The sequence below is a fragment of the Alicyclobacillus acidoterrestris genome (genome assembly GCF_022674245.1).
GTDB lineage: Bacteria > Bacillota > Bacilli > Alicyclobacillales > Alicyclobacillaceae > Alicyclobacillus > Alicyclobacillus acidoterrestris.
In genome coordinates this window covers 379475-397557 of the sequence record NZ_CP080467.1, presented here as the reverse complement: position 1 = coordinate 397557, position 18083 = coordinate 379475, and the positions used below count along the sequence as shown (strand labels likewise).

The window sequence follows — 18083 nt, the reverse complement described above, 5'->3', positions numbered from 1 at the left end:
GGGCAATGCGTCAAGACACCTCCCCCCCAATGGGCGTTACACCGAATCACTCCACGAACCACTCGGATATGATTTCAACGGTTAGCCGACCAACACGATGCAATTTTCCTGTTCTACTGGAAACGATATAAACGGACATTTTGACCTGGAGGTGTAATCAACATGCCCTTAGTCCCCTATGACCCATTCAACATGACCCGACGCGCTTCTGACTGGTTCCCGTCATTCCCCAGACTGTTCGATGAAGATTGGTTCGACAGTCACTTCACGAACATGCCACGGGTTCGCTGTGATGTTCGCGAAACCCAAAACGAAGTGATTGTGACCGCCGAAATCCCTGGGCTGGAGAAGAAGGAAGACGTGAATATCACTGTCCATGATAATCATCTTCACCTCAGCGGCAAAATCGAACGAATGGGCGAGCAAAAGGACGAAAACGTGCATCGAATGGAACGATACTACGGGCAATTCTCGCGCACTGTACCATTGCCGACAGCGGTAAATGATACGGGAGCAAAAGCGTCATACAAGAATGGAATACTGGAAGTCAGGATTCCGAAGAGCCAGAAACAGATGGGTCGTCAGATTGACGTAGACTTTCACTGAAAAAAGAAAAGTAACAGCCCCTTGGGATTCCGAGGGGCGTTTTCATGCGTTGAAAATGACCAAATGCACCTAAATTGATGGTATCGGTGTCATCCGCTCGCCCTTGAGTCTTTGTTGGTTCCAATAACGTTGATTGGGGACAAGAGATCCGAGCACACTGTCAACGATGTCGCAAATCAGAGAAGTCTCGTACAGTTCCGCCCCTTGGTCGTTCTCGTCGCCAAAACCCCGTCACTATTGTGTTTTCCTAAATGATATGAAAGTTGAAAACTTCAGGGCATAATGGATGTATCAGGAGACGCGCTCTCTCTTCGCCCTTCCGCCCATTTCAAATCTAACCCATGACTTCTGAAATCAAATTTAGCTCCCTGTACTATGTGCCCGTCAAATCAAATCCTTCCCTCGCCATCTCCCTCCTCAACCCTGCCTCATCCCTTGCCACGCCTGGCTTTTCCCGACTTTTCCTCCCTCTAACCCACTTTCTGCCGTCAAATTCGATCCTTCTCTGGATCACGCCTTTTCTCACCCGTTTTTCTCCGTAATTTTTCCAGATCCATCGATTTTGCGTAAAATGAAGTCTTTCCCTGCGGGAAGGGGGAAGAGCAGGGCTGAAGGGATAAGGGAGAGCAGATTTTGTCGTGTATTTTTTCACATTTTTGATCGGGCATGGTCGAGGAATCCTTGATATGTCGGGCTTTTTCGCTTCTTATCTCCTTCCGAACTTCACCCTGTCTTTTCCCCCGCCTTGCGCTCCCTTGCAACGCAAAAACGGGCGAATCCAGGCTTTTGACCCGAATCCACCCGTGCTGTAGGGAACAACTTATTTTACTCAGGGAAGAACTTATTTTGCTGGGGAAGAACTTGATTTTGCGAACACACCTTCCGCCCATTTCAAATCTAACCCATGACTTCTGAAATCAAATTTAGCTCCCTGTACTATGTGCCCGTCAAATCAAATCCTTCCCTCGCCATCTCCCTCCTCAACCCTGCCTCATCCCTTGCCACGCCTGGCTTTTCCCGACTTTTCCTCCCTCTAACCCACTTTCTGCCGTCAAATTCGATCCTTCTCTGGATCACGCCTTTTCTCACCCGTTTTTCTCCGTAATTTTTCCAGATCCATCGATTTTGCGTAAAATGAAGTCTTTCCCTGCGGGAAGGGGGAAGAGCAGGGCTGAAGGGATAAGGGAGAGCAGATTTTGTCGTGTATTTTTTCACATTTTTGATCGGGCATGGTCGAGGAATCCTTGATATGTCGGGCTTTTTCGCTTCTTATCTCCTTCCGAACTTCACCCTGTCTTTTCCCCCGCCTTGCGCTCCCTTGCAACGCAAAAACGGGCGAATCCAGGCTTTTGACCCGAATCCACCCGTGCTGTAGGGAACAACTTATTTTACTCAGGGAAGAACTTATTTTGCTGGGGAAGAACTTGATTTTGCGAACACACTTGGAATCGTTGATTTGTCGGGGCTCTTTCGCGTCTTGCCTTCTTCAAAACTTTGCTCTGAATTTCCCCCGCCTTTCGCTCTCAGGCATCAAAAAAGAACGGGCGAATCCAGGCTTTTGACCCGAATTCACCCGTGCTGTACGGAACAACTTATTTTACTCAGGGAAGAACTTATTTTGCGCGGGGAAGAACTTCATTTTGCGAACATACCTGCCGGTTTTCTACCCCCTTGTCCCACCTACCTCTCACCCCTTTACCCTGCCACAAAAAAACATGGATGAGTTCAGGCATTTTTACCCGAACTCACCCATGTGCTAGTGACCAACTTTACTTTTCTGTCACCAACGTAATTTGACAGTCACACACGCGACACAATCAGCTACGCTACTTACTCCACCGTCACGCTCTTGGCCAGGTTACGCGGTTTGTCGACATCGTTACCACGCGCCACAGCGGCGTAGTACGCGAGCAATTGCAGCGGAATCACGGCCAGGATAGGCGCCAATTCCGGGAGTGTCTTCGGCAGGTAGATGACCTCATCGACGGTCTTTTCAAGGTCTTCGTTGCCAATCCACGTCATCCCGAGCACAAAAGCGCCGCGAGCCTTCACTTCGACAATGTTGCTTACCGTCTTTTCATACAGATCTGGTTGCGTTGCAAGCGCGATGACCGGTACGCCTTCAGTGATGAGCGCCAACGTGCCATGCTTGAGCTCGCCCGCCGCATATGCCTCCGCATGGATATAGGAGATTTCCTTCAGCTTCAACGCGCCTTCCATGGCCACCGAATAGTCTAGGCTGCGACCGATGAAGAACGTATCCATGGTATCCACGTAGCGTTGTGCGAAACGCTCCAGCTGCGGTGCCGTATCCAGAACCTGCTCCGTCGCCTGCGGCAGATCTTCCAGTCCCTTGAGGAGCTCGCGCACCTTGTCGTCACCGATTTCGCCACGCACGTGCGCCATCTTGATACCGAGCAGGTACAATGCAATCAATTGCGTCGTATAAGCCTTCGTCGAAGCGACCGCAATCTCAGGGCCTGCCCAGGTGATGATGACGTCATCTGCCTCACGCTCTGCAGAACTGCCGACGACGTTCGTAATCGCCAGCACGCGGCGCCCTTGTCGCTTGACCTCTCGCAAAGCCGCCAGTGTATCGGCTGTCTCGCCAGATTGGCTGATGACAATCACCAACGTATTGGGCGTAAACAGCGGTCGGCGGTAGCGGTACTCCGATGCGATTTCGACATCGACCGGAATGCGCGCGTACGATTCGATCACGGCCTTACCAACCAACCCAGCGTGCCAAGAGGTACCGCAGGCGATGATGTGAATCCGGTCTACAGCCTTCATAAACGCATCGTCGAGGTTCAGCTCGTCGAGCTGGACGCGGCTGAAATCCTCTGCAATGCGGCCGCGCAGCGTGTCGCGGACGGCCTTTGGCTGCTCGTGAATCTCTTTGAGCATGAAGTGCGGATACCCGCCACGTTCTGCCGACACAGCGTCCCAAGTCACCTTATAGACCTCTTTGTGAACGGGCTCGCCATCCATCGTGAAACACTCGACGCCAGCAGCCGTGAGTACGGCCATCTCGCCGTCTTCCATGACATAAATATCGCGGGTATACTCAAGAATCGCCGGAATATCCGACGCTACAAAATTTTCGTTTTCACCGAGGCCGATAATCATCGGGCTCGCCTTGCGCATTGCAATGATCTCATCTGGGTGATCTTTGGCCAACACGACGAGCGCGTATGCGCCACGGATTCGCTTGCCGACCTCAATCATCGTTTGAAACAGATCTCCGTTGTACAGCTCCTCAATCAGGTGTGCCACAACTTCAGTGTCCGTTTCGGAATTGAACTGGTGCCCTGCGGCAATCAGTTCTTCGCGCAGCGACAAGTAGTTCTCCACGATGCCATTGTGGACAATGGCAAAACGGCCGCTGCAATCCTGGTGTGGGTGCGCATTTTCATCCGAAGGTTTGCCGTGTGTCGCCCAACGCGTATGGCCAATCGCCGCCTGACCCGCAATCTGCATCGAAGCCAGTTTGTCCTCCAAGTTCGCCAATCGGCCAACCGATTTAACGACCTGGATGTTACCTTCATCAATCACAGCGATTCCCGCAGAATCGTATCCACGGTATTCAAGCTTCGCGAGTCCACCGACAACAACGTCCTTCACGTTCCGAGCGCCAATATAACCAACAATGCCACACATAGGTAGAAACGTCTCCTCCTTGTCGATCTGCGCACTCTTGTTCCACCGGTCGCCCGATGGGTTTCGAGTTTTGCTTGCGGCGTGATCGAGAACGCCGGGAGGCACCCGCCGAATGGTTCGCCAACCTCCCCCGCGTCAACTGTCCTCACTAGAAGACAGTCCAGGCGCTTTCGCTTCCCTCGTGTTCATCAGATTCACAGGGTTCGCGTACAACATTCTATTGCATACTGCCCACTTTGTGCTTATTCGTCAAGGCATCCCCCCTTAAAAGCGAAGTCGGGCGCCGACATGAATACGCCCGACTACAAAACACCGACGAAAACGTCCGTCTTAACGATTCACGCCGAGTTGTTCTTCTACGACCTTGACAATATCCTGCACAATCTTGCGCAATACGTGTTCATCCGGCCCCTCGACCATGACGCGCACGAGTGACTCTGTACCCGACTCGCGTACGAGCACGCGGCCGCTGTCACCCAGTTCCCGTTCACCAGCTGCGAGCGCTGCCTGAATCGCCGCATTATGGACCCAAGCGTGTTTGTCAGTCACGCGCACGTTTTCGAGAATTTGCGGGTACCGCGTCATCACCGTGCGCAACGCTGAAAGCGGCTTGCCGCTTTTGACGAGAACTTGCACAAGTTGTAACGCTGTCAGGATACCATCGCCTGTCGTGGTGTGGTTCAGGAAAATAATGTGCCCCGATTGTTCCCCGCCGAGGACAGCCTGGTCTGCGCGCATGCGCTCCATCACATACCGGTCGCCGACCGCCGTCCGAACGACCTCAATCCCCGCGGCCTCCATGGCCTTCATAAAGCCGAGATTGCTCATCACGGTGGCTACGATTTTATTGTCGGCCAGCTTTCCCTGACGCTGTAGCGACAGGCCGCAAATTGCCATAATAAAGTCGCCGTCAATGATTTCACCGGTACTGTCAACCGCAATTAAGCGATCTGCGTCGCCATCGAAGGACAGCCCGAGATCGGCGTGATGGGCGATCACGGCCTGTTGTACCACCTGTGGATGGGTTGAACCGCAGCCAACGTTAATATTGACACCATCCGGTTCCGCGTGAATGACGGTGACCTTCGCCCCGAGGCGCCGAAATACTTCGGGCGCAATCGCGGAGGCCGCACCATTTGCACAGTCGAGCACCACATGAAGCCCGTCAAAGCGCTCATCGACTGTGGACATCAGAAATTGAATATACTCCTCCTGCGCGGGTTCCTCATAGATCCGACCAATCTCCCCGCCAGTCGGCCGTGGCAATTCCTCTTCGTTCCGCAAAATATGTTCAATTCGGTCCTCGGTTTCGTCGAGTAACTTAAAACCGTCGCCACCGAAAAACTTAATACCATTATCCTCAACCGGATTATGAGAGGCCGAAATCATGACCCCCGCATCGGCACCAAGGTGCTTTGTCAGATATGCTACACCCGGCGTACTGATGACTCCCAAGCGCAAGACATCGACACCCATCGACAAGATTCCGCTGATGAGGGCTGCCTCGAGCATATCGCCAGAGATACGGGTATCCTTGCCTATTGCGATGCGAGCCCCTGGATGCCGCGACGTCAGGACATATGCGCCTACACGCCCCAGGCGAAATGCCAACTCAGGCGTCAAGTCCGCATTCGCCACGCCCCGAACGCCGTCTGTTCCAAACAATCTACTCACAGTTAGGCCCCTTTCTAAAGACTTGATCATTTTGCCACGAATCCCGGTGAAGAACAATAGAAATGATTGACCAACTCACCCTTGGGAAGTGTCGATCGCGACGGTTCGCTGCGAGAGAGCGGTTACCGTCACCCACTGTGGCACCTGTACCGACACGGGAGCCGTCTTGGCACCTGGTTTCACGTTTGACGTGTCCACGGTGACTTTCACGTCCTTCGCCGTCATTCCTTGTACAATACTCGCCGGCCCCGTCACGGTCACGTCAATCGTCGGCTGGTTCGGAAGCGTCACGGCACTGCCCGATCCGCTCAGCGTCACCGGCACCTGTTGGAACGTCGCGGTGGCCGCTGGTTCAACTTGCACAATGGCAGTCACCTTACTCGGCGTCACCTGCGTCATCCCTTGCACGAGCGGCACAGGCACATCAACCGTCGTGGTCTTACTCAAGCCGGAAACATCGATAGGCACAGTCAACCCCGTCTTCGGCAGCGATGCCGCAGGAATGCCCGACTCACTCACCTGCGTATCCTGCAGCTTCACGCCGGCCACCGCGTATCCCGGCGCGGGCGTTCCTGTCACTTCTGGTGACAACACAACCTTTTGATTGGCCGCTTGAATGGGCACGTTGACACTGATGCTGGATGGGGAAATATCGACGTCTTGCACGGTATTCCCCTGGCTGTCCACGGGCGTGAGATTGACAATTTTCGTATCGGTCGCCTTCATCCCACTCACCTCGACATGACCGACGACCCGAGAGACGGCTGCAACGCGCGTACGTGCGCCGCTGACCGTAACGGACTGGGTGTTCAGCGACAGCTGCCCCATCCCGTAGCCATCGGCTGGGGTACCGCTGATTTCGACATCAATGGGCTTGGCCTCACTGACTTTTTTCTCGAGGACGACCGTGACTGTCAGCGGCTTAACCTGGTATTTCTTGATGTCATTCGGTAAGTCCACTGCGGCAATATGAAGAACCTGTTTGCCGGGTGCAAGCCCCTGTGCATTGACGACCAACTCTGCCTTGAGCATATCGGTCGGCAAAGTGGGCAAATTGAGGGCGCTGGTCGTCACGTCGATGGTCGCCGTCGACTGGCTCATCGAGGACACGACCATATCGTCGCCCACCTGCACGTGGATAGGTAAGTTATACGCCTGTGTGACACCAGCACTCTGCTGCGCAGACATCGCCGAAGAATTATCCTGTAAGACATGAACCACGAACCAAATGATGCATGCCAAGACGAGTGCGAAGATGCGAAGGAACAAATTGTTCCGGAGAAATCTATCCAGCATCACGACTCCGCCTTTCGGTTCCAAAACGGAAGGGAATTGGAGCGCTTGGCGACTAGCAAGTTGGTCAAGAGCGTCTTCAACCCTTGCTCATCGAGGCTGCGGTGCAGCACACCATCCACACCGACCGACACTCTGCCTGTCTCCTCCGATACGACCACCGCGACCCCATCGGACTGCTCGGTAATCCCCAAGGCCGCTCGATGGCGGGTTCCCAACTGTTTATCTAAACTCCGGTTCTCTGTCAGCGGCAGAAAGCACCCAGCTGCAACAATTTGGTTGTTCCTGACGATGACCGCGCCATCGTGCAACGGCGTGTTTGGGATGAACAAGTTAATAAACAACTCACTGCTGACATGCCCTTCAATGGAAGTGCCCGTCTCGATGTACTCCGATAGCCCGGTCCTGCGCTCAATGACGATCAGCGCGCCGATTTTCGTCTTCGAGAGCACCTGTGTGGCCTTGACAATCTCATTGACGGTCTGTTGATCCTCTTCTTGTCCCTGTTGATTCAACGACAAAGACCAAAACCCGCCCCGTCCCAATTGTTCCAGGGCGCGTCTCAACTCAGGCTGAAAGACGACGGGAATCGCAAAGAAGCCAATTTGAATGATCTTGCCAAGCAGCCAATTCGATGCAGAAAGGTGCAGAAGTTGGCTAATGAGCGTGACAATCACGACAATCATCGCACCTTTTAACAACTGCACCGCGCGTGTACCCCGAATGAGAAGCAACAAAAAGTACAGCACAAACGCGACAAATAAGATGTCGATGACGTCTTTAAAGCTGAAATTTCGAACTACGGCCAGCCATGTGTCCATGTCCATCCACCCAACCGGAAATCCGAACTAAAACCATCGTCCCCCATTGTTTCGCACAATGAAGGCCTGAGTCAAGTCCAGATGGTCAAGCTCGGTTGCGTTGGCGGATACCTTTTCGCTTTTGTCGGCTTGCCTTTGCCCGCTGCAATGTCCGAAAGAAGCCCTGATACAGCGCATGGTGCCCTGCGTCTGTCGGGTGAATGGGGTTTTTGTATAGCCGAATATCCCGAAACTGGCCATTTTTGTAGTGTTCGACATAGTCCGCCTCGTGCCCGCGAAACGCCCGTGAGGCATCGAAGACGTGTAGTCGGTGGTGCGCGGCTACCTTTCGAATCATGTCGTTGTATGTCTGTGTGATACGCTCTGCCAATTCAAAATTAGGGAAGGGATTATAGAGGGTGGCAATCACAAATGTGTTGTACGGGCGGTTTGCGCGTTCGACAATTTCCTCGATCTCGCTTTGCGACCGCTCACACACCTGCGCAATCCGCTCAGGTTTACCGGTCAATAATACGGGTGCACCGCGCAGTAAATCGTTGCCGCCAATCATCAGCGTGACGATTTCGGCCTCGTCGTAGATGCACTGGGGCACCTCAGGCAGTGACTTGTTCAACTGTCGTGACGTCCAGCCCGGCTTGGCCTGAACGTGCAGACTGACGCGTGCGTTGCGCGCTAAGTGTTTGCGAAGTCTCTCAGGATAGCTTAAATCCGGTGAAGTCGCTCCATATCCATATGTAATGGAGTCTCCGAGTGCAAGCATCAGCACAAAGTTAAACCTCCCCTAGTCGCGATAAGGTATCACCTCATAAACTATGGGCGAGGGCTTGCACGCGTCACTACACCGGTCTAGAAAACCGCTGCGTCCCAGGTGTGAAAGCGCTGCCTGGGACGCATGTACGACACTAGCCTACAGATTGGTTCTTACAACACAGTTTTTCCAAACAGCGATTCGACCAGTTCGACAGCCATCATCGCCGTTCGATTGCGCTCGTCCAAAATCGGGTTTACTTCGACGACGTCGACCGAGACCAAGGCATCCGACGAAGCCAACATTTCCATCGCCAAATGGCCCTCCCGGTATGTCACCCCGCCGTACACCGGTGTGCCAACACCAGGGGCAAACATGGGATCCAATGCGTCAAGGTCTAGACTCAGATGAATCCCATCCGTTCCGTTTGTCGCAATTTCAATCGCTTCCGTCATGACTTTCGCCATGCCCCGCCGGTCAATCTCCGCCATCGTGTAGCAGCGAATCCCCGTCTCGTGAATCAGTTTCGCCTCATCTTCGTCAATGGAGCGGATGCCAACCATAACCACATTTTCCGGCTTGACCTTTTGCTTTAATCCCCCAATCGCCAGCAAATCCTCATGTCCATAACCGAGGCTGACAGCCAGTGGCATTCCATGAATGTTCCCGGAGGGCGTCGTCTCCGCCGTGTTCATGTCCCCGTGCGCATCAAACCAGATGACGCCATAATTTGTGCTCGACTGCGCCATGCCTGCTAGGCTGCCAATGGCAATGCTGTGATCGCCACCGAGAATAATTGGAATGTGGCCTTCAGTGACGACCGTGCTGACAATGTTGCACAAATTCTTCGACACCTCCGTCACCTCGTGGAGGTAGCGAAGCTTTGTATTTTGATTTTGCTCCTTCATCTCTGGCGTGGGCACATTGATATTCCCGAGGTCTTGAACCGTGTAACCAAGACCCTCCAACGCTGCACTCAGCCCAGCGTAGCGAATTGCACTCGGTCCCATGTCGACGCCGCGGCGCCCCTGTCCCAAGTCGGAGGGCACGCCAATAATCCGCAACTCTTTCATCGCAAACGCTCCTCAATGATGTTTTAAGTTTGGTATCCCCCAATGAAGTAGATGGGGGGTGATGGCAGATTCGATGAGTGCCGCAATGACTAACATTCCCCAGATGAACGGCAGGCTACGCGCCGTGCGCAACAGTGCGAACCAAAGTGGATGGCTTTGACTCTGGGCATTCGTAGCAGACTCCGCCGGTCCGTCCGCAGTTTCAAGGCGCCGCCGAAACACGCGCGCAATCGCGCGTATGACAGCCATGCCGTTGGCAATGCCTAAAGCTGCAGCCCACAAAATGGCCGCCAATTCGATCACGCCATGCGGCAATAGCCCAAAGACAATGGTCTTCCAAGCTGGCACACCCTGCTCTGAGACGACGAGTGACACCGCATAGCCGCTGATCAGTCCGTTTATCCACATCGAATATGCCGGGAAGATACCGAACACCAAACCAAAAATGGAAAGTTCCGTGGCCGTGGCAGCATTGTGCAAGAAAATTCGCCAGAACTCCTGAACCCATGACAAACTGCCGCCAGAGTCGACGCTCTGGACGAGCTCTTTCATCATCGGGGCGATTTGATTCTTGATATCGGCGGGATTGAGCCAGCCAACCAGGAATCCCACAACGAGGAGAACGATAACCCAAGCGACGTAGATGCGCATCTCCGGCCGGTAGGCGAGTGTAGCTTTTTTCAATCTATCCTCTCCCTTGTATACCTTGCTGTTTCCACGCAAACACTTTCCCGAGAGAACAAAGGAGGTCTTGAAAACATGTTACGACTTCGACGCGCTGTACTGTGTTCGGTATTCACCGCGGTGATGGCTGTGGGCAGCCTGTTCGTGTCAGATCTGCCCACCACCCACGCGGCAACCAACGCACAACCCAAGGCAATTTACAAGGTCGACACCGATAAAAAAGTGGTCGCTCTCACATTCGACATTTCTTGGGGAAACAAGGTCCCAGAACCGGTGCTCGACGTATTGAAAAAAGAGAAAGTGACGAAAGCCACATTCTTTTTGAGCGGGCCTTGGACGTTACACCATCCTGAAATCGCCAAACAAATCAAAAACATGGGTTACGAAATTGGGAATCACGGCAACCTGCACAAAGATTTTTCGCGTTACCCAGACAACTGGATTCGCGAACAGGTTTCCATCTCGGAAAAATCCATTCAGCAGGTGACCGGTGTAAAAACGAAACTCATCCGTACCCCAAACGGCGACTTCAATCCGCGTGTCATTCGCTGCCTCAACAGCATGGGATACACGGTCATTCAGTGGAACACAGACTCTCTTGACTGGATGAACCCTGGCACCCAAAACATTGTCAACCGCGTGACCAAGCGGGCCGTGCCTGGGGACATCATTTTGATGCACGCCAGCGACTCGTCAAAACAAATTGTCGAAGCGCTTCCGCAAATCATTGACCAACTGCGCAAGGACGGCTATCAGTTTGTGACGGTCTCGGAACTGCTGGCAAACGCGAAAGTCTCCTCTTCCATCGTACGCTGACCGATTGGCGTTCAGTCGTTTGGATGTACAGGCTTACATTTACAAATGCATGTGGCCGCGGACAACCGCGGCTTTTTGTCGCTGTTATCATACCCTACCGAATGTCGCCAGACAAACCATTCACCCGCCTGGATAGAGGGCGCAAAGTCGTCACATATTATCATTGACAAGTTGGACATCGGGGGGATTTAGCGTGAATAGACGACGTGCCATCATCTCCGTGCTGTCCCTCACCGCCATCATCGTCACGGGCTGTGGTATTTCCAATGCCAGTGCCGATACGAGTGGTGCCGGAAACGCAGATTACGGCCAGACCAAACAAATGGTCATCGATATCCTAAACTCGAAGGATGGACAGCAGGCGTTATTGGATACACTGAAAAATCCACAGGTTAAAAGTGAACTCATCGCTTCGCCGCAGGACGTGCAACAAGCGTTGACGAAGGCCATTGAATCGCCGCAGACGCAGAAATTTCTCACGGAAGGCGCAAAAGATCCGAAGTTTGCCGCTGCACTGGCCAAAGCAGCACAACCTGAACTCAAAACCACCGTTCAACAACTGATGAAAGAGCCCGACTTTCAAAAGGATATGCTCGTCCTCTTGAAGTCGAACGACTTTACGAGCAATTTGGAAGCGCTCATGAAAGGACCAGATTTTCGCAACACCTTACAGGGACTTATTCTCCAATCCATGAGCTCCCCAGCGTTCCAAATGCAGTTTCAAAGCGCGGTTCAGAAAGCCGTTCAACAGTCGATGCAACAGGGACAAGCGGGCTCTGGCGGCGGTAGTGGTGGTGGCAGCGGAAGTAGCGGGGGAAGCCAAGGCGGATCCGGCGGTGGCTCTTCCTCATAAGCCAGCACAATAGAAAAAGAGCACCTTCCTCGTCGAAGGTGCTCTTTTACCATTCATTCGTCACGTAAGGCTATCACGCGTTTCGTTGAAGTGGCTGGGTCTTCACACCAAGCCGCATACCAACGCGTTCAGCCAACTGCCGATATGCTTGCCCTTGTAAGGACAACTCGTCAAACAACGGATCCTTTTGCTTGTCCAGGTTCGCGATCGGAATCTCAATCAACAGTTCCGTATTCAACTGGGAAGCGACTTGCTCACCGCCTCCGCGGCCGAAAATGTAAGCGCGCTCGTCGGAATCATCGAACTGGAAGTAAGCCATATTCTCGACGACACCAATGACCTCGTGGTTGGTCCGCACACCCATCAGACCAGCGCGCACCGCTACCGCGGAAGCAGCCGCCTGCGGCGTCGTGACAATCAGCTGCTTGCTATTCGGCAGCAGCGAGTGAACGTCGAGTGCCATGTCCCCAGTCCCTGGTGGCAAATCGAGTAACACCACATCAACGTCGCCCCAATGAACTTGGCCAAAGAAGTTACGAAGCATTTTTCCAAGCATAGGTCCACGCCATACCACCGGTGTGTCTTTTGGCACAAAGAACTGCATGGAAATCAGTTTGACGCCTTCCACCTCTATCGGCATGATGAGTTCGTCAATCACCGTTGGTTTCTTATCCTGCACACCAAAGATGGCAGGAATGCTAAATCCATAGATGTCGGCATCAATTACCGCTACCCGGACGCCTTGTCGAGCCAATGCGACGGCCAAATTGGCAGTGACTGTCGACTTCCCAACGCCGCCTTTTCCGGATGCAATCGCGAGGAATTGAACTGGTTTGTCTCCGCGTAAAAGTGCCGGAACCGCTTGTTGTTGTGGCGCAGCTGACTCCGTGTTCCCGCCGCGTACCTTAGCCGTAAACGCTGCGCGTTGCTCATCCGTCATATGGCCAATCTGCACGTTGACTTGTTCAACGCCCGGAAGGGAGAGAATGCGTTCTTCGACTTCCTTTTCAATGATGGTCCGCAACGGGCATCCGCGAATCGTCAATAATACCTCAACGTTCACTCGTCCCTCTTCGATCTCGATGTTCTTCACCATGTCCAATTCCACAATACTTTTATGGACCTCGGGATCCTCAACGTCCCGCAATACGTCTAACACTTGTTCCTTCGTGACCACATCGTTCGCCTCCAAACGAAGTTGTTGCCCTAATGCTGTCATCCAGTGTACATCAATGAGGACTGGAAACCAAACGACGCGAGGATGCGGGAAGGATGTGGAAACCCCTCGCAAACTACGATGTCTGAATGATATCAAAGCGTGGACGGTCACCTGACGCCTGCCACAATAGTTCAAACTGTGCCGGGGGATTCTTAGGACCTACGAACCACATGGATTGACCTACCTGAAGTGTAAATGGAGCAGAGAGAATTTGCGAAGAGCGCTTTGGCCAAGCGCGAGGCGCCGATTGCCCCACATAGAGCACCGGCAGAGATTCACCACTGAGGGATTTAAGAACGACATGTGAAAGCGTGCTTCCCGAACGATTCCGCACCTGATAGATAGGTTTTCCGAACCACGTCTGACCCGTGGCCGTAAGTACGAGATACTGTGTCAGTTCCGTCGCCTCATGGCCAATTGCCGCAGGCTGACCGTCCGCTTCTGCAGAAGAAGCTGACCACACTGGCCCCAAGGCAGCCAGCCCACAGGCAAGAACCACACCGCAGACGATATTCCACCAACGCTTTCGCTGTTGCAACGCGAGCTCATCCCCTAAGAGACACGATGACTGTCGTTCGCAGACGAAGGCCTCCCTGTTGTCTGACCGCCGTCGTAATAACGACGCAACGCGATATACATGGCAAGCGCTACCTTATCTTGATAGCTAGGCTGCTGCAACCAGTGTGCCTCATTCGGATTCGTAATAAACCCAATCTCCGCCAATACCGTCGGTCCGTCGATCCGCTTCAATAAATACAAGGTCCGATTCGACTGAATGCTGCGCTTTGTCGGAAGCAAAGTTTCCTGAAACGTCTGTTGCATAACCGTGGCCAACTGCTTGGCGTGTTCATTGTCCTTCAAATACAAAACCTGTGCCCCGTGCCAATCCGGCGAAGGAGCGGCATTACAGTGAATGGAGACGAACGCATCAATCTTCTGGCGCTTGGTCACCTCAAAACGCCCGCGCAAATCGCCTAAATGTCGCCGTCGATTTCGTTCGTCTTCATCGGAAGCTAAATCCGTGTCCGTCATTCTCGTCGTGACGACTGTGGCGCCCGCTTCTTGCAGGTACGACGTCAATCGATGCGCGACCGCAAGTGTAATCTCTTTCTCATGGACGCCGGCGACACCTCTCGCGCCCGAATCCTTCCCACCATGCCCCGCGTCAACCACAATCACCTTACCCACCAAACCAGGGCGCAGCGTCGTATCGCCCTCTGCCTCTTCATTCGTACGCGACGACCCAATCGTTGATGCGGCAGATGCCGAATTCGGATTCACCCACCCAATCGAACTGACCAACACGCACGCCAGGCTCATCCACACTGCGAAGCCGGATCGCCACTTGTGACCCCTCATTCTCTTTCGCTCCTTAGCTGAGAAGTGAATGATCACAGTGTGCGCAGTCGGTGAAAAATCATGAACGATGCGCGCAAATCACCTTACGCACGCAAAAAGGCAGCGCATCAATGCGCTGCCTTCCAAACCATAGAACCGCAAATTAACGCTTGGAGAACTGTGGTGCACGACGTGCAGCCTTCAAGCCGTACTTCTTCCGTTCCTTCATGCGTGCGTCACGCGTGAGCAGACCGGCCTTCTTCAAGGAACCGCGGAGCTCAGGGTCAACCTTCAGCAAAGCGCGGGCAATACCGTGACGAATTGCACCGGCTTGACCTGACATGCCGCCACCGTAGACATTGGCGTGTACATCGTACTGACCCAATGTCTCCGTCAACAGCAACGGTTGCTTAACAATCAACTTCAGAGTCTCAAGACCGAAGTAATCGTCCATCGTGCGCTTGTTGATATGAATGTTTCCATCGCCAGGAACTAAACGTACACGGGCGACAGACGTTTTGCGTCGCCCAGTGGCCATATACTGTAAACGAGCCAAGATTCTGTCCCTCCCTTATTCCTGATTGCCAGGTGTAAACGGCACAGGTTGTTGTGCTGCGTGTGGATGCTCAGGTCCTGCGTAGACCTTAAACTTCTTCAGTTGCGCACGGCCCAAAGAGTTGTGCGGCAACATACCACGAACAGCGTAATAAAGTACGCGCTCAGGATGCTTTGCCAGCATTTCTGCCGCAGTCGTCTCTTTCAATCCGCCTGGATATCCAGAGTGACGACGATACTTCTTGTCCTGCAATTTCTTACCGGTAAATTCTACTTTATCGGCGTTAATCACAATCACGAAATCTCCGGTGTCCACGTGTGGTGTGAACTCTGGTTTATGTTTACCACGCAAGATGGATGCGATATGAGTTGCAAGTCGACCTACACGCCAGCCTGCAGCATCAATCACGTACCACTTGCGTTCAACGCTGCCTGGCTTAGCCATATACGTCGTACGCATGTTAGGGTTCCCTCCGAATCGATGATTTGACCATTGACAGTAACGGGGAGTCAGCGGGTCAAATATACCTGCATAATTTTAATCCATGTGCCCTTATAGATCAAGTACTCGACCACCGTAAACGATTGGATATTCCACGTTCCACAGACACAAGCCGTGCGCAGGGGCTGTCCGACCCGCCGCCTCTCTGGACTTCGCGGCCAGGATATCTGGCAACCTTTCCGCCGACATGCCACCCAGGCCCACATCCACGAGCGTCCCTGTGATAATCCGCACCATATATTGCAGAAAACCACTGCCCGCACAGTAGAGATACAAGTCCTCACCAGACTCTTCGATGCGAAGCTCGTAGATGGTCCGAACCTTGTCCTCTTGAGGGGCGGCAGCCGCACAAAAACTCGTAAAATCGTGCTCGCCTACCAAGTGCGCTCCAGCGCGTCGCATCGCCGCGATGTCCAGCGCCTCTGGCACGTGCCATGAGAACCGGTACTTAAACACATCCGGGAGATTCCCTCGAAAAATATGGTACCGATACGTCTTACGAACAACCGAGAAGCGGGCATGAAATGTCGAGTCGACCTGAGATGCGGAGATGGGAATAATATCGTTTGGAAGCCGTCTGGATAACACGTGTACAATCCTATCCGCCGGTGGTCCATACGGCAAATCAAAGTGAACAACTTGAGCACGCGCATGAACACCCTTGTCCGTTCGGCCAGAACCATGAACCTCAATGAACGTACCCAGCAAATTAGATAACGTGTCCTCCAAGACACCTTGCACGGTCCGTAGACCCTTTTGACGAGCAAAGCCGTGGAAGTCCGCCCCGTCGTACGAGACGACAAGGCGAATGCGCCCTCCACGGCTTTCAACAGACTCGGTACTCATTGAACGAGTTCAATCTGTACCATCGGAGCCGCATCACCACGACGAGGTCCGATTTTCACAATGCGCGTATAACCGCCATTGCGTTCTTTATAGCGATCAGCGAGGACGCTGAACAGCTTTTGAATCGCATCCTGGTTCTGTTCATCACCGTTGTCGAGGTGCTCACGACGAACGTACGATGCCACCTGACGGCGTGCGTGCAAGTCGCCGCGCTTTGCCAACGTAATCATCTTGTCAGCAATTGAACGCAGTTCCTTTGCCTTCGCTTCGGTCGTTTGAATGCGCTCATACAATACGAGATCCGTAACCAAACTACGGAATAACGCTTTACGGTTCGAAGACGTACGGTTCAGTTTACGATAAGCCACGATATTCCCCTCCTTCGCAGGATTCAGCCACCGTCGTCAGTCGTCGTCTCGCAGGCCCAAACCAAGGCCTTCAAGCTTCTCGACGACTTCCTCCAGCGACTTGCGTCCCAGATTGCGAACTTTCATCATTTCCTCTTCAGAGCGTGAGCAAAGTTCAGCGACTGTATTGATACCCGCGCGCTTCAGACAATTGTAGGAACGCACCGACAAGTCGAGTTCCTCAATTGGCATATCCATCACGCGATCATTCTGCGTACTTTCCTTTTCGACCATCATATCGGTATCTTTACCGCGATCGGTCAGTCCTACGAAGAGCATCAAGTGATCCGTGAGAATCTTGGCCCCGACACTGACAGCCTCGTCCGGAGCGATACTGCCATCCGTCCAAACTTCGAGCGTCAGTTTGTCATAGTCCGTCACTTGACCTACACGTGTGTTTTCCACAGAGAAATTCACACGCGAGATAGGCGCGTACAATGAGTCGATTGGAATTAACCCAATTTCCTGTTCCTCCGGTTTGTTCCGATGCGCAGGCACATAACCGCGGCCACGGCCAGCGCGAAGTTCCATGTAAACCCTCGCGCCTTCCGTGAGCGTTGCGATGTGCAAATCCGGATTCATGATGTCTACATCCGAATCGGCTCGAATGTCAGCGGCCGTGATTGCTCCCGGATGATCCGCGTCGATGATAAGAACTTTCTCTTCGTCGGAGTGAATTTTGAGCGAGAGCCGTTTGAGATTGAGAATCACCTCAGTGACATCTTCAACAACGCCCGGAATCGTGGCGAATTCGTGAAGTACGCCCTCAATCTTTATCGACCGAACCGCTGCTCCAGGGATAGAAGACAGCAAAATTCGGCGCAAAGAGTTTCCGAACGTCGTACCATAACCACGCTCCAGAGGTTCACAGACGAACTTGCCGTAGTTCTCTGTCTGTTCTACAATCTCAATCCGCGGCTTCTCTATTTCAATCATTCATAATCCTCCTTGTCGACGCTCGGAACCTGCCGGTCCATCCGTGCCTATG

18 protein-coding genes are annotated in these 18083 nt (G+C 53.1%); 3 read left to right on the top strand and 15 right to left on the bottom strand.

Translation table 11 applies throughout. The features are described 5' to 3' along the window. The first annotated feature begins 162 nt into the window (after positions 1-162). Complete coding sequence (locus K1I37_RS01905) at positions 163-606, top strand: Hsp20/alpha crystallin family protein (protein ID WP_021297263.1); 444 nt, start codon at positions 163-165, stop codon at positions 604-606. A 1830-nt stretch (positions 607-2436) separates the two neighbouring features. Here K1I37_RS01905 and glmS read toward each other — a convergent pair. The 7 genes from glmS to K1I37_RS01870 all read right to left on the bottom strand — a co-directional run bounded on the left by glmS (position 2437) and on the right by K1I37_RS01870 (position 10559). Beyond that, complete coding sequence (gene glmS, locus K1I37_RS01900) at positions 2437-4266, bottom strand: glutamine--fructose-6-phosphate transaminase (isomerizing) (protein WP_021296660.1); 1830 nt, start codon at positions 4264-4266, stop codon at positions 2437-2439. A 330-nt stretch (positions 4267-4596) separates the two neighbouring features. Continuing rightward, entirely contained in the window at positions 4597-5940 is a 1344-nt protein-coding gene (gene glmM / locus K1I37_RS01895) for a phosphoglucosamine mutase (protein WP_021296659.1), read from the bottom strand. A gap of 75 nt (positions 5941-6015) precedes the next feature. After that, positions 6016-7236 carry a CdaR family protein gene (locus K1I37_RS01890; protein WP_021296658.1) on the bottom strand — a complete coding sequence of 407 codons (1221 nt, stop codon included), beginning with the start codon at positions 7234-7236 and terminating at the stop codon, positions 6016-6018. Further along, positions 7236-8054 carry a diadenylate cyclase CdaA gene (cdaA, locus tag K1I37_RS01885; protein ID WP_021296657.1) on the bottom strand — a complete coding sequence of 273 codons (819 nt, stop codon included), beginning with the start codon at positions 8052-8054 and terminating at the stop codon, positions 7236-7238. Before cdaA ends, K1I37_RS01890 begins: the two co-directional genes overlap by 1 nt. A gap of 85 nt (positions 8055-8139) precedes the next feature. Further along, positions 8140-8814 carry an SGNH/GDSL hydrolase family protein gene (locus tag K1I37_RS01880; protein ID WP_236613881.1) on the bottom strand — a complete coding sequence of 225 codons (675 nt, stop codon included), beginning with the start codon at positions 8812-8814 and terminating at the stop codon, positions 8140-8142. 161 nt (positions 8815-8975) lie between these two features. Further along, positions 8976-9875 (bottom strand): arginase, encoded by a 900-nt coding sequence (rocF, locus tag K1I37_RS01875; RefSeq protein ID WP_021296655.1) that lies wholly within the window; start codon positions 9873-9875, stop codon positions 8976-8978. Positions 9876-9887: 12 nt separating this feature from the next. Beyond that, complete coding sequence (locus K1I37_RS01870; protein ID WP_021296654.1) at positions 9888-10559, bottom strand: stage II sporulation protein M; 672 nt, start codon at positions 10557-10559, stop codon at positions 9888-9890. A gap of 123 nt (positions 10560-10682) precedes the next feature. Between K1I37_RS01870 and pdaB the strand changes: the two genes are divergently transcribed. Both pdaB and gerD read left to right on the top strand, forming a co-directional pair. Next, the gene (pdaB, locus tag K1I37_RS01865) at positions 10683-11375 is read left to right on the top strand and encodes a polysaccharide deacetylase family sporulation protein PdaB (RefSeq protein ID WP_051189472.1); all 693 of its coding nucleotides are present in this window, start codon (positions 10683-10685) and stop codon (positions 11373-11375) included. Positions 11376-11568: 193 nt separating this feature from the next. Next, on the top strand, positions 11569-12228 hold the full coding sequence (gene gerD / locus K1I37_RS01860) for a spore germination lipoprotein GerD (protein ID WP_021296652.1): 660 nt from the start codon (positions 11569-11571) through the stop codon (positions 12226-12228). A 73-nt stretch (positions 12229-12301) separates the two neighbouring features. Here the strand turns inward: gerD and K1I37_RS01855 are convergent, their stop codons facing one another. The 8 genes from K1I37_RS01855 to K1I37_RS01820 all read right to left on the bottom strand — a co-directional run bounded on the left by K1I37_RS01855 (position 12302) and on the right by K1I37_RS01820 (position 18031). Continuing rightward, positions 12302-13405, bottom strand: coding sequence for an Mrp/NBP35 family ATP-binding protein (locus K1I37_RS01855; RefSeq protein WP_021296651.1), 1104 nt, complete (start codon positions 13403-13405; stop codon positions 12302-12304). Positions 13406-13520: 115 nt separating this feature from the next. Continuing rightward, a complete protein-coding gene (locus K1I37_RS01850) occupies positions 13521-13985 on the bottom strand; it encodes a hypothetical protein (RefSeq protein ID WP_021296650.1) in 465 nt (154 codons plus the stop codon). A gap of 14 nt (positions 13986-13999) precedes the next feature. Continuing rightward, positions 14000-14806: an N-acetylmuramoyl-L-alanine amidase gene (locus K1I37_RS01845; RefSeq protein WP_021296649.1), complete on the bottom strand. Its 807-nt coding sequence runs from the start codon at positions 14804-14806 to the stop codon at positions 14000-14002. A 142-nt stretch (positions 14807-14948) separates the two neighbouring features. Next, positions 14949-15341, bottom strand: a complete 393-nt coding sequence (gene rpsI / locus K1I37_RS01840) for a 30S ribosomal protein S9 (RefSeq protein WP_021296648.1) — start codon at positions 15339-15341, stop codon at positions 14949-14951. 15 nt (positions 15342-15356) lie between these two features. Further along, a complete protein-coding gene (rplM, locus tag K1I37_RS01835) occupies positions 15357-15800 on the bottom strand; it encodes a 50S ribosomal protein L13 (protein ID WP_021296647.1) in 444 nt (147 codons plus the stop codon). Between the two features lie 93 nt (positions 15801-15893). Continuing rightward, positions 15894-16688, bottom strand: a complete 795-nt coding sequence (truA, locus tag K1I37_RS01830; protein WP_021296646.1) for a tRNA pseudouridine(38-40) synthase TruA — start codon at positions 16686-16688, stop codon at positions 15894-15896. Then, positions 16685-17056: a 50S ribosomal protein L17 gene (gene rplQ / locus K1I37_RS01825; RefSeq protein ID WP_021296645.1), complete on the bottom strand. Its 372-nt coding sequence runs from the start codon at positions 17054-17056 to the stop codon at positions 16685-16687. Before rplQ ends, truA begins: the two co-directional genes overlap by 4 nt. 36 nt (positions 17057-17092) lie before the next feature. Then, a complete protein-coding gene (locus K1I37_RS01820; protein ID WP_021296644.1) occupies positions 17093-18031 on the bottom strand; it encodes a DNA-directed RNA polymerase subunit alpha in 939 nt (312 codons plus the stop codon). Positions 18032-18083 lie beyond the last annotated feature (52 nt).

Bases quoted from the DNA above. Each gene is read 5' to 3' on its own strand.
- K1I37_RS01905 (WP_021297263.1), top strand. From the start codon at position 163: ATGCCCTTAGTCCCCTATGACCCATTCAACATGACCCGACGCGCTTCT.
- glmS (WP_021296660.1), bottom strand. From the start codon at position 4,266: ATGTGTGGCATTGTTGGTTATATTGGCGCTCGGAACGTGAAGGACGTT.
- K1I37_RS01890 (WP_021296658.1), bottom strand. From the start codon at position 7,236: ATGCTGGATAGATTTCTCCGGAACAATTTGTTCCTTCGCATCTTCGCA.
- cdaA (WP_021296657.1), bottom strand. From the start codon at position 8,054: ATGGACACATGGCTGGCCGTAGTTCGAAATTTCAGCTTTAAAGACGTC.
- K1I37_RS01880 (WP_236613881.1), bottom strand. From the start codon at position 8,814: ATGCTTGCACTCGGAGACTCCATTACATATGGATATGGAGCGACTTCA.
- rocF (WP_021296655.1), bottom strand. From the start codon at position 9,875: ATGAAAGAGTTGCGGATTATTGGCGTGCCCTCCGACTTGGGACAGGGG.
- pdaB (WP_051189472.1), top strand. From the start codon at position 10,683: ATGGCTGTGGGCAGCCTGTTCGTGTCAGATCTGCCCACCACCCACGCG.
- K1I37_RS01845 (WP_021296649.1), bottom strand. From the start codon at position 14,806: ATGAGGGGTCACAAGTGGCGATCCGGCTTCGCAGTGTGGATGAGCCTG.
- rplM (WP_021296647.1), bottom strand. From the start codon at position 15,800: ATGCGTACGACGTATATGGCTAAGCCAGGCAGCGTTGAACGCAAGTGG.
- truA (WP_021296646.1), bottom strand. From the start codon at position 16,688: ATGAGTACCGAGTCTGTTGAAAGCCGTGGAGGGCGCATTCGCCTTGTC.
- K1I37_RS01820 (WP_021296644.1), bottom strand. From the start codon at position 18,031: ATGATTGAAATAGAGAAGCCGCGGATTGAGATTGTAGAACAGACAGAG.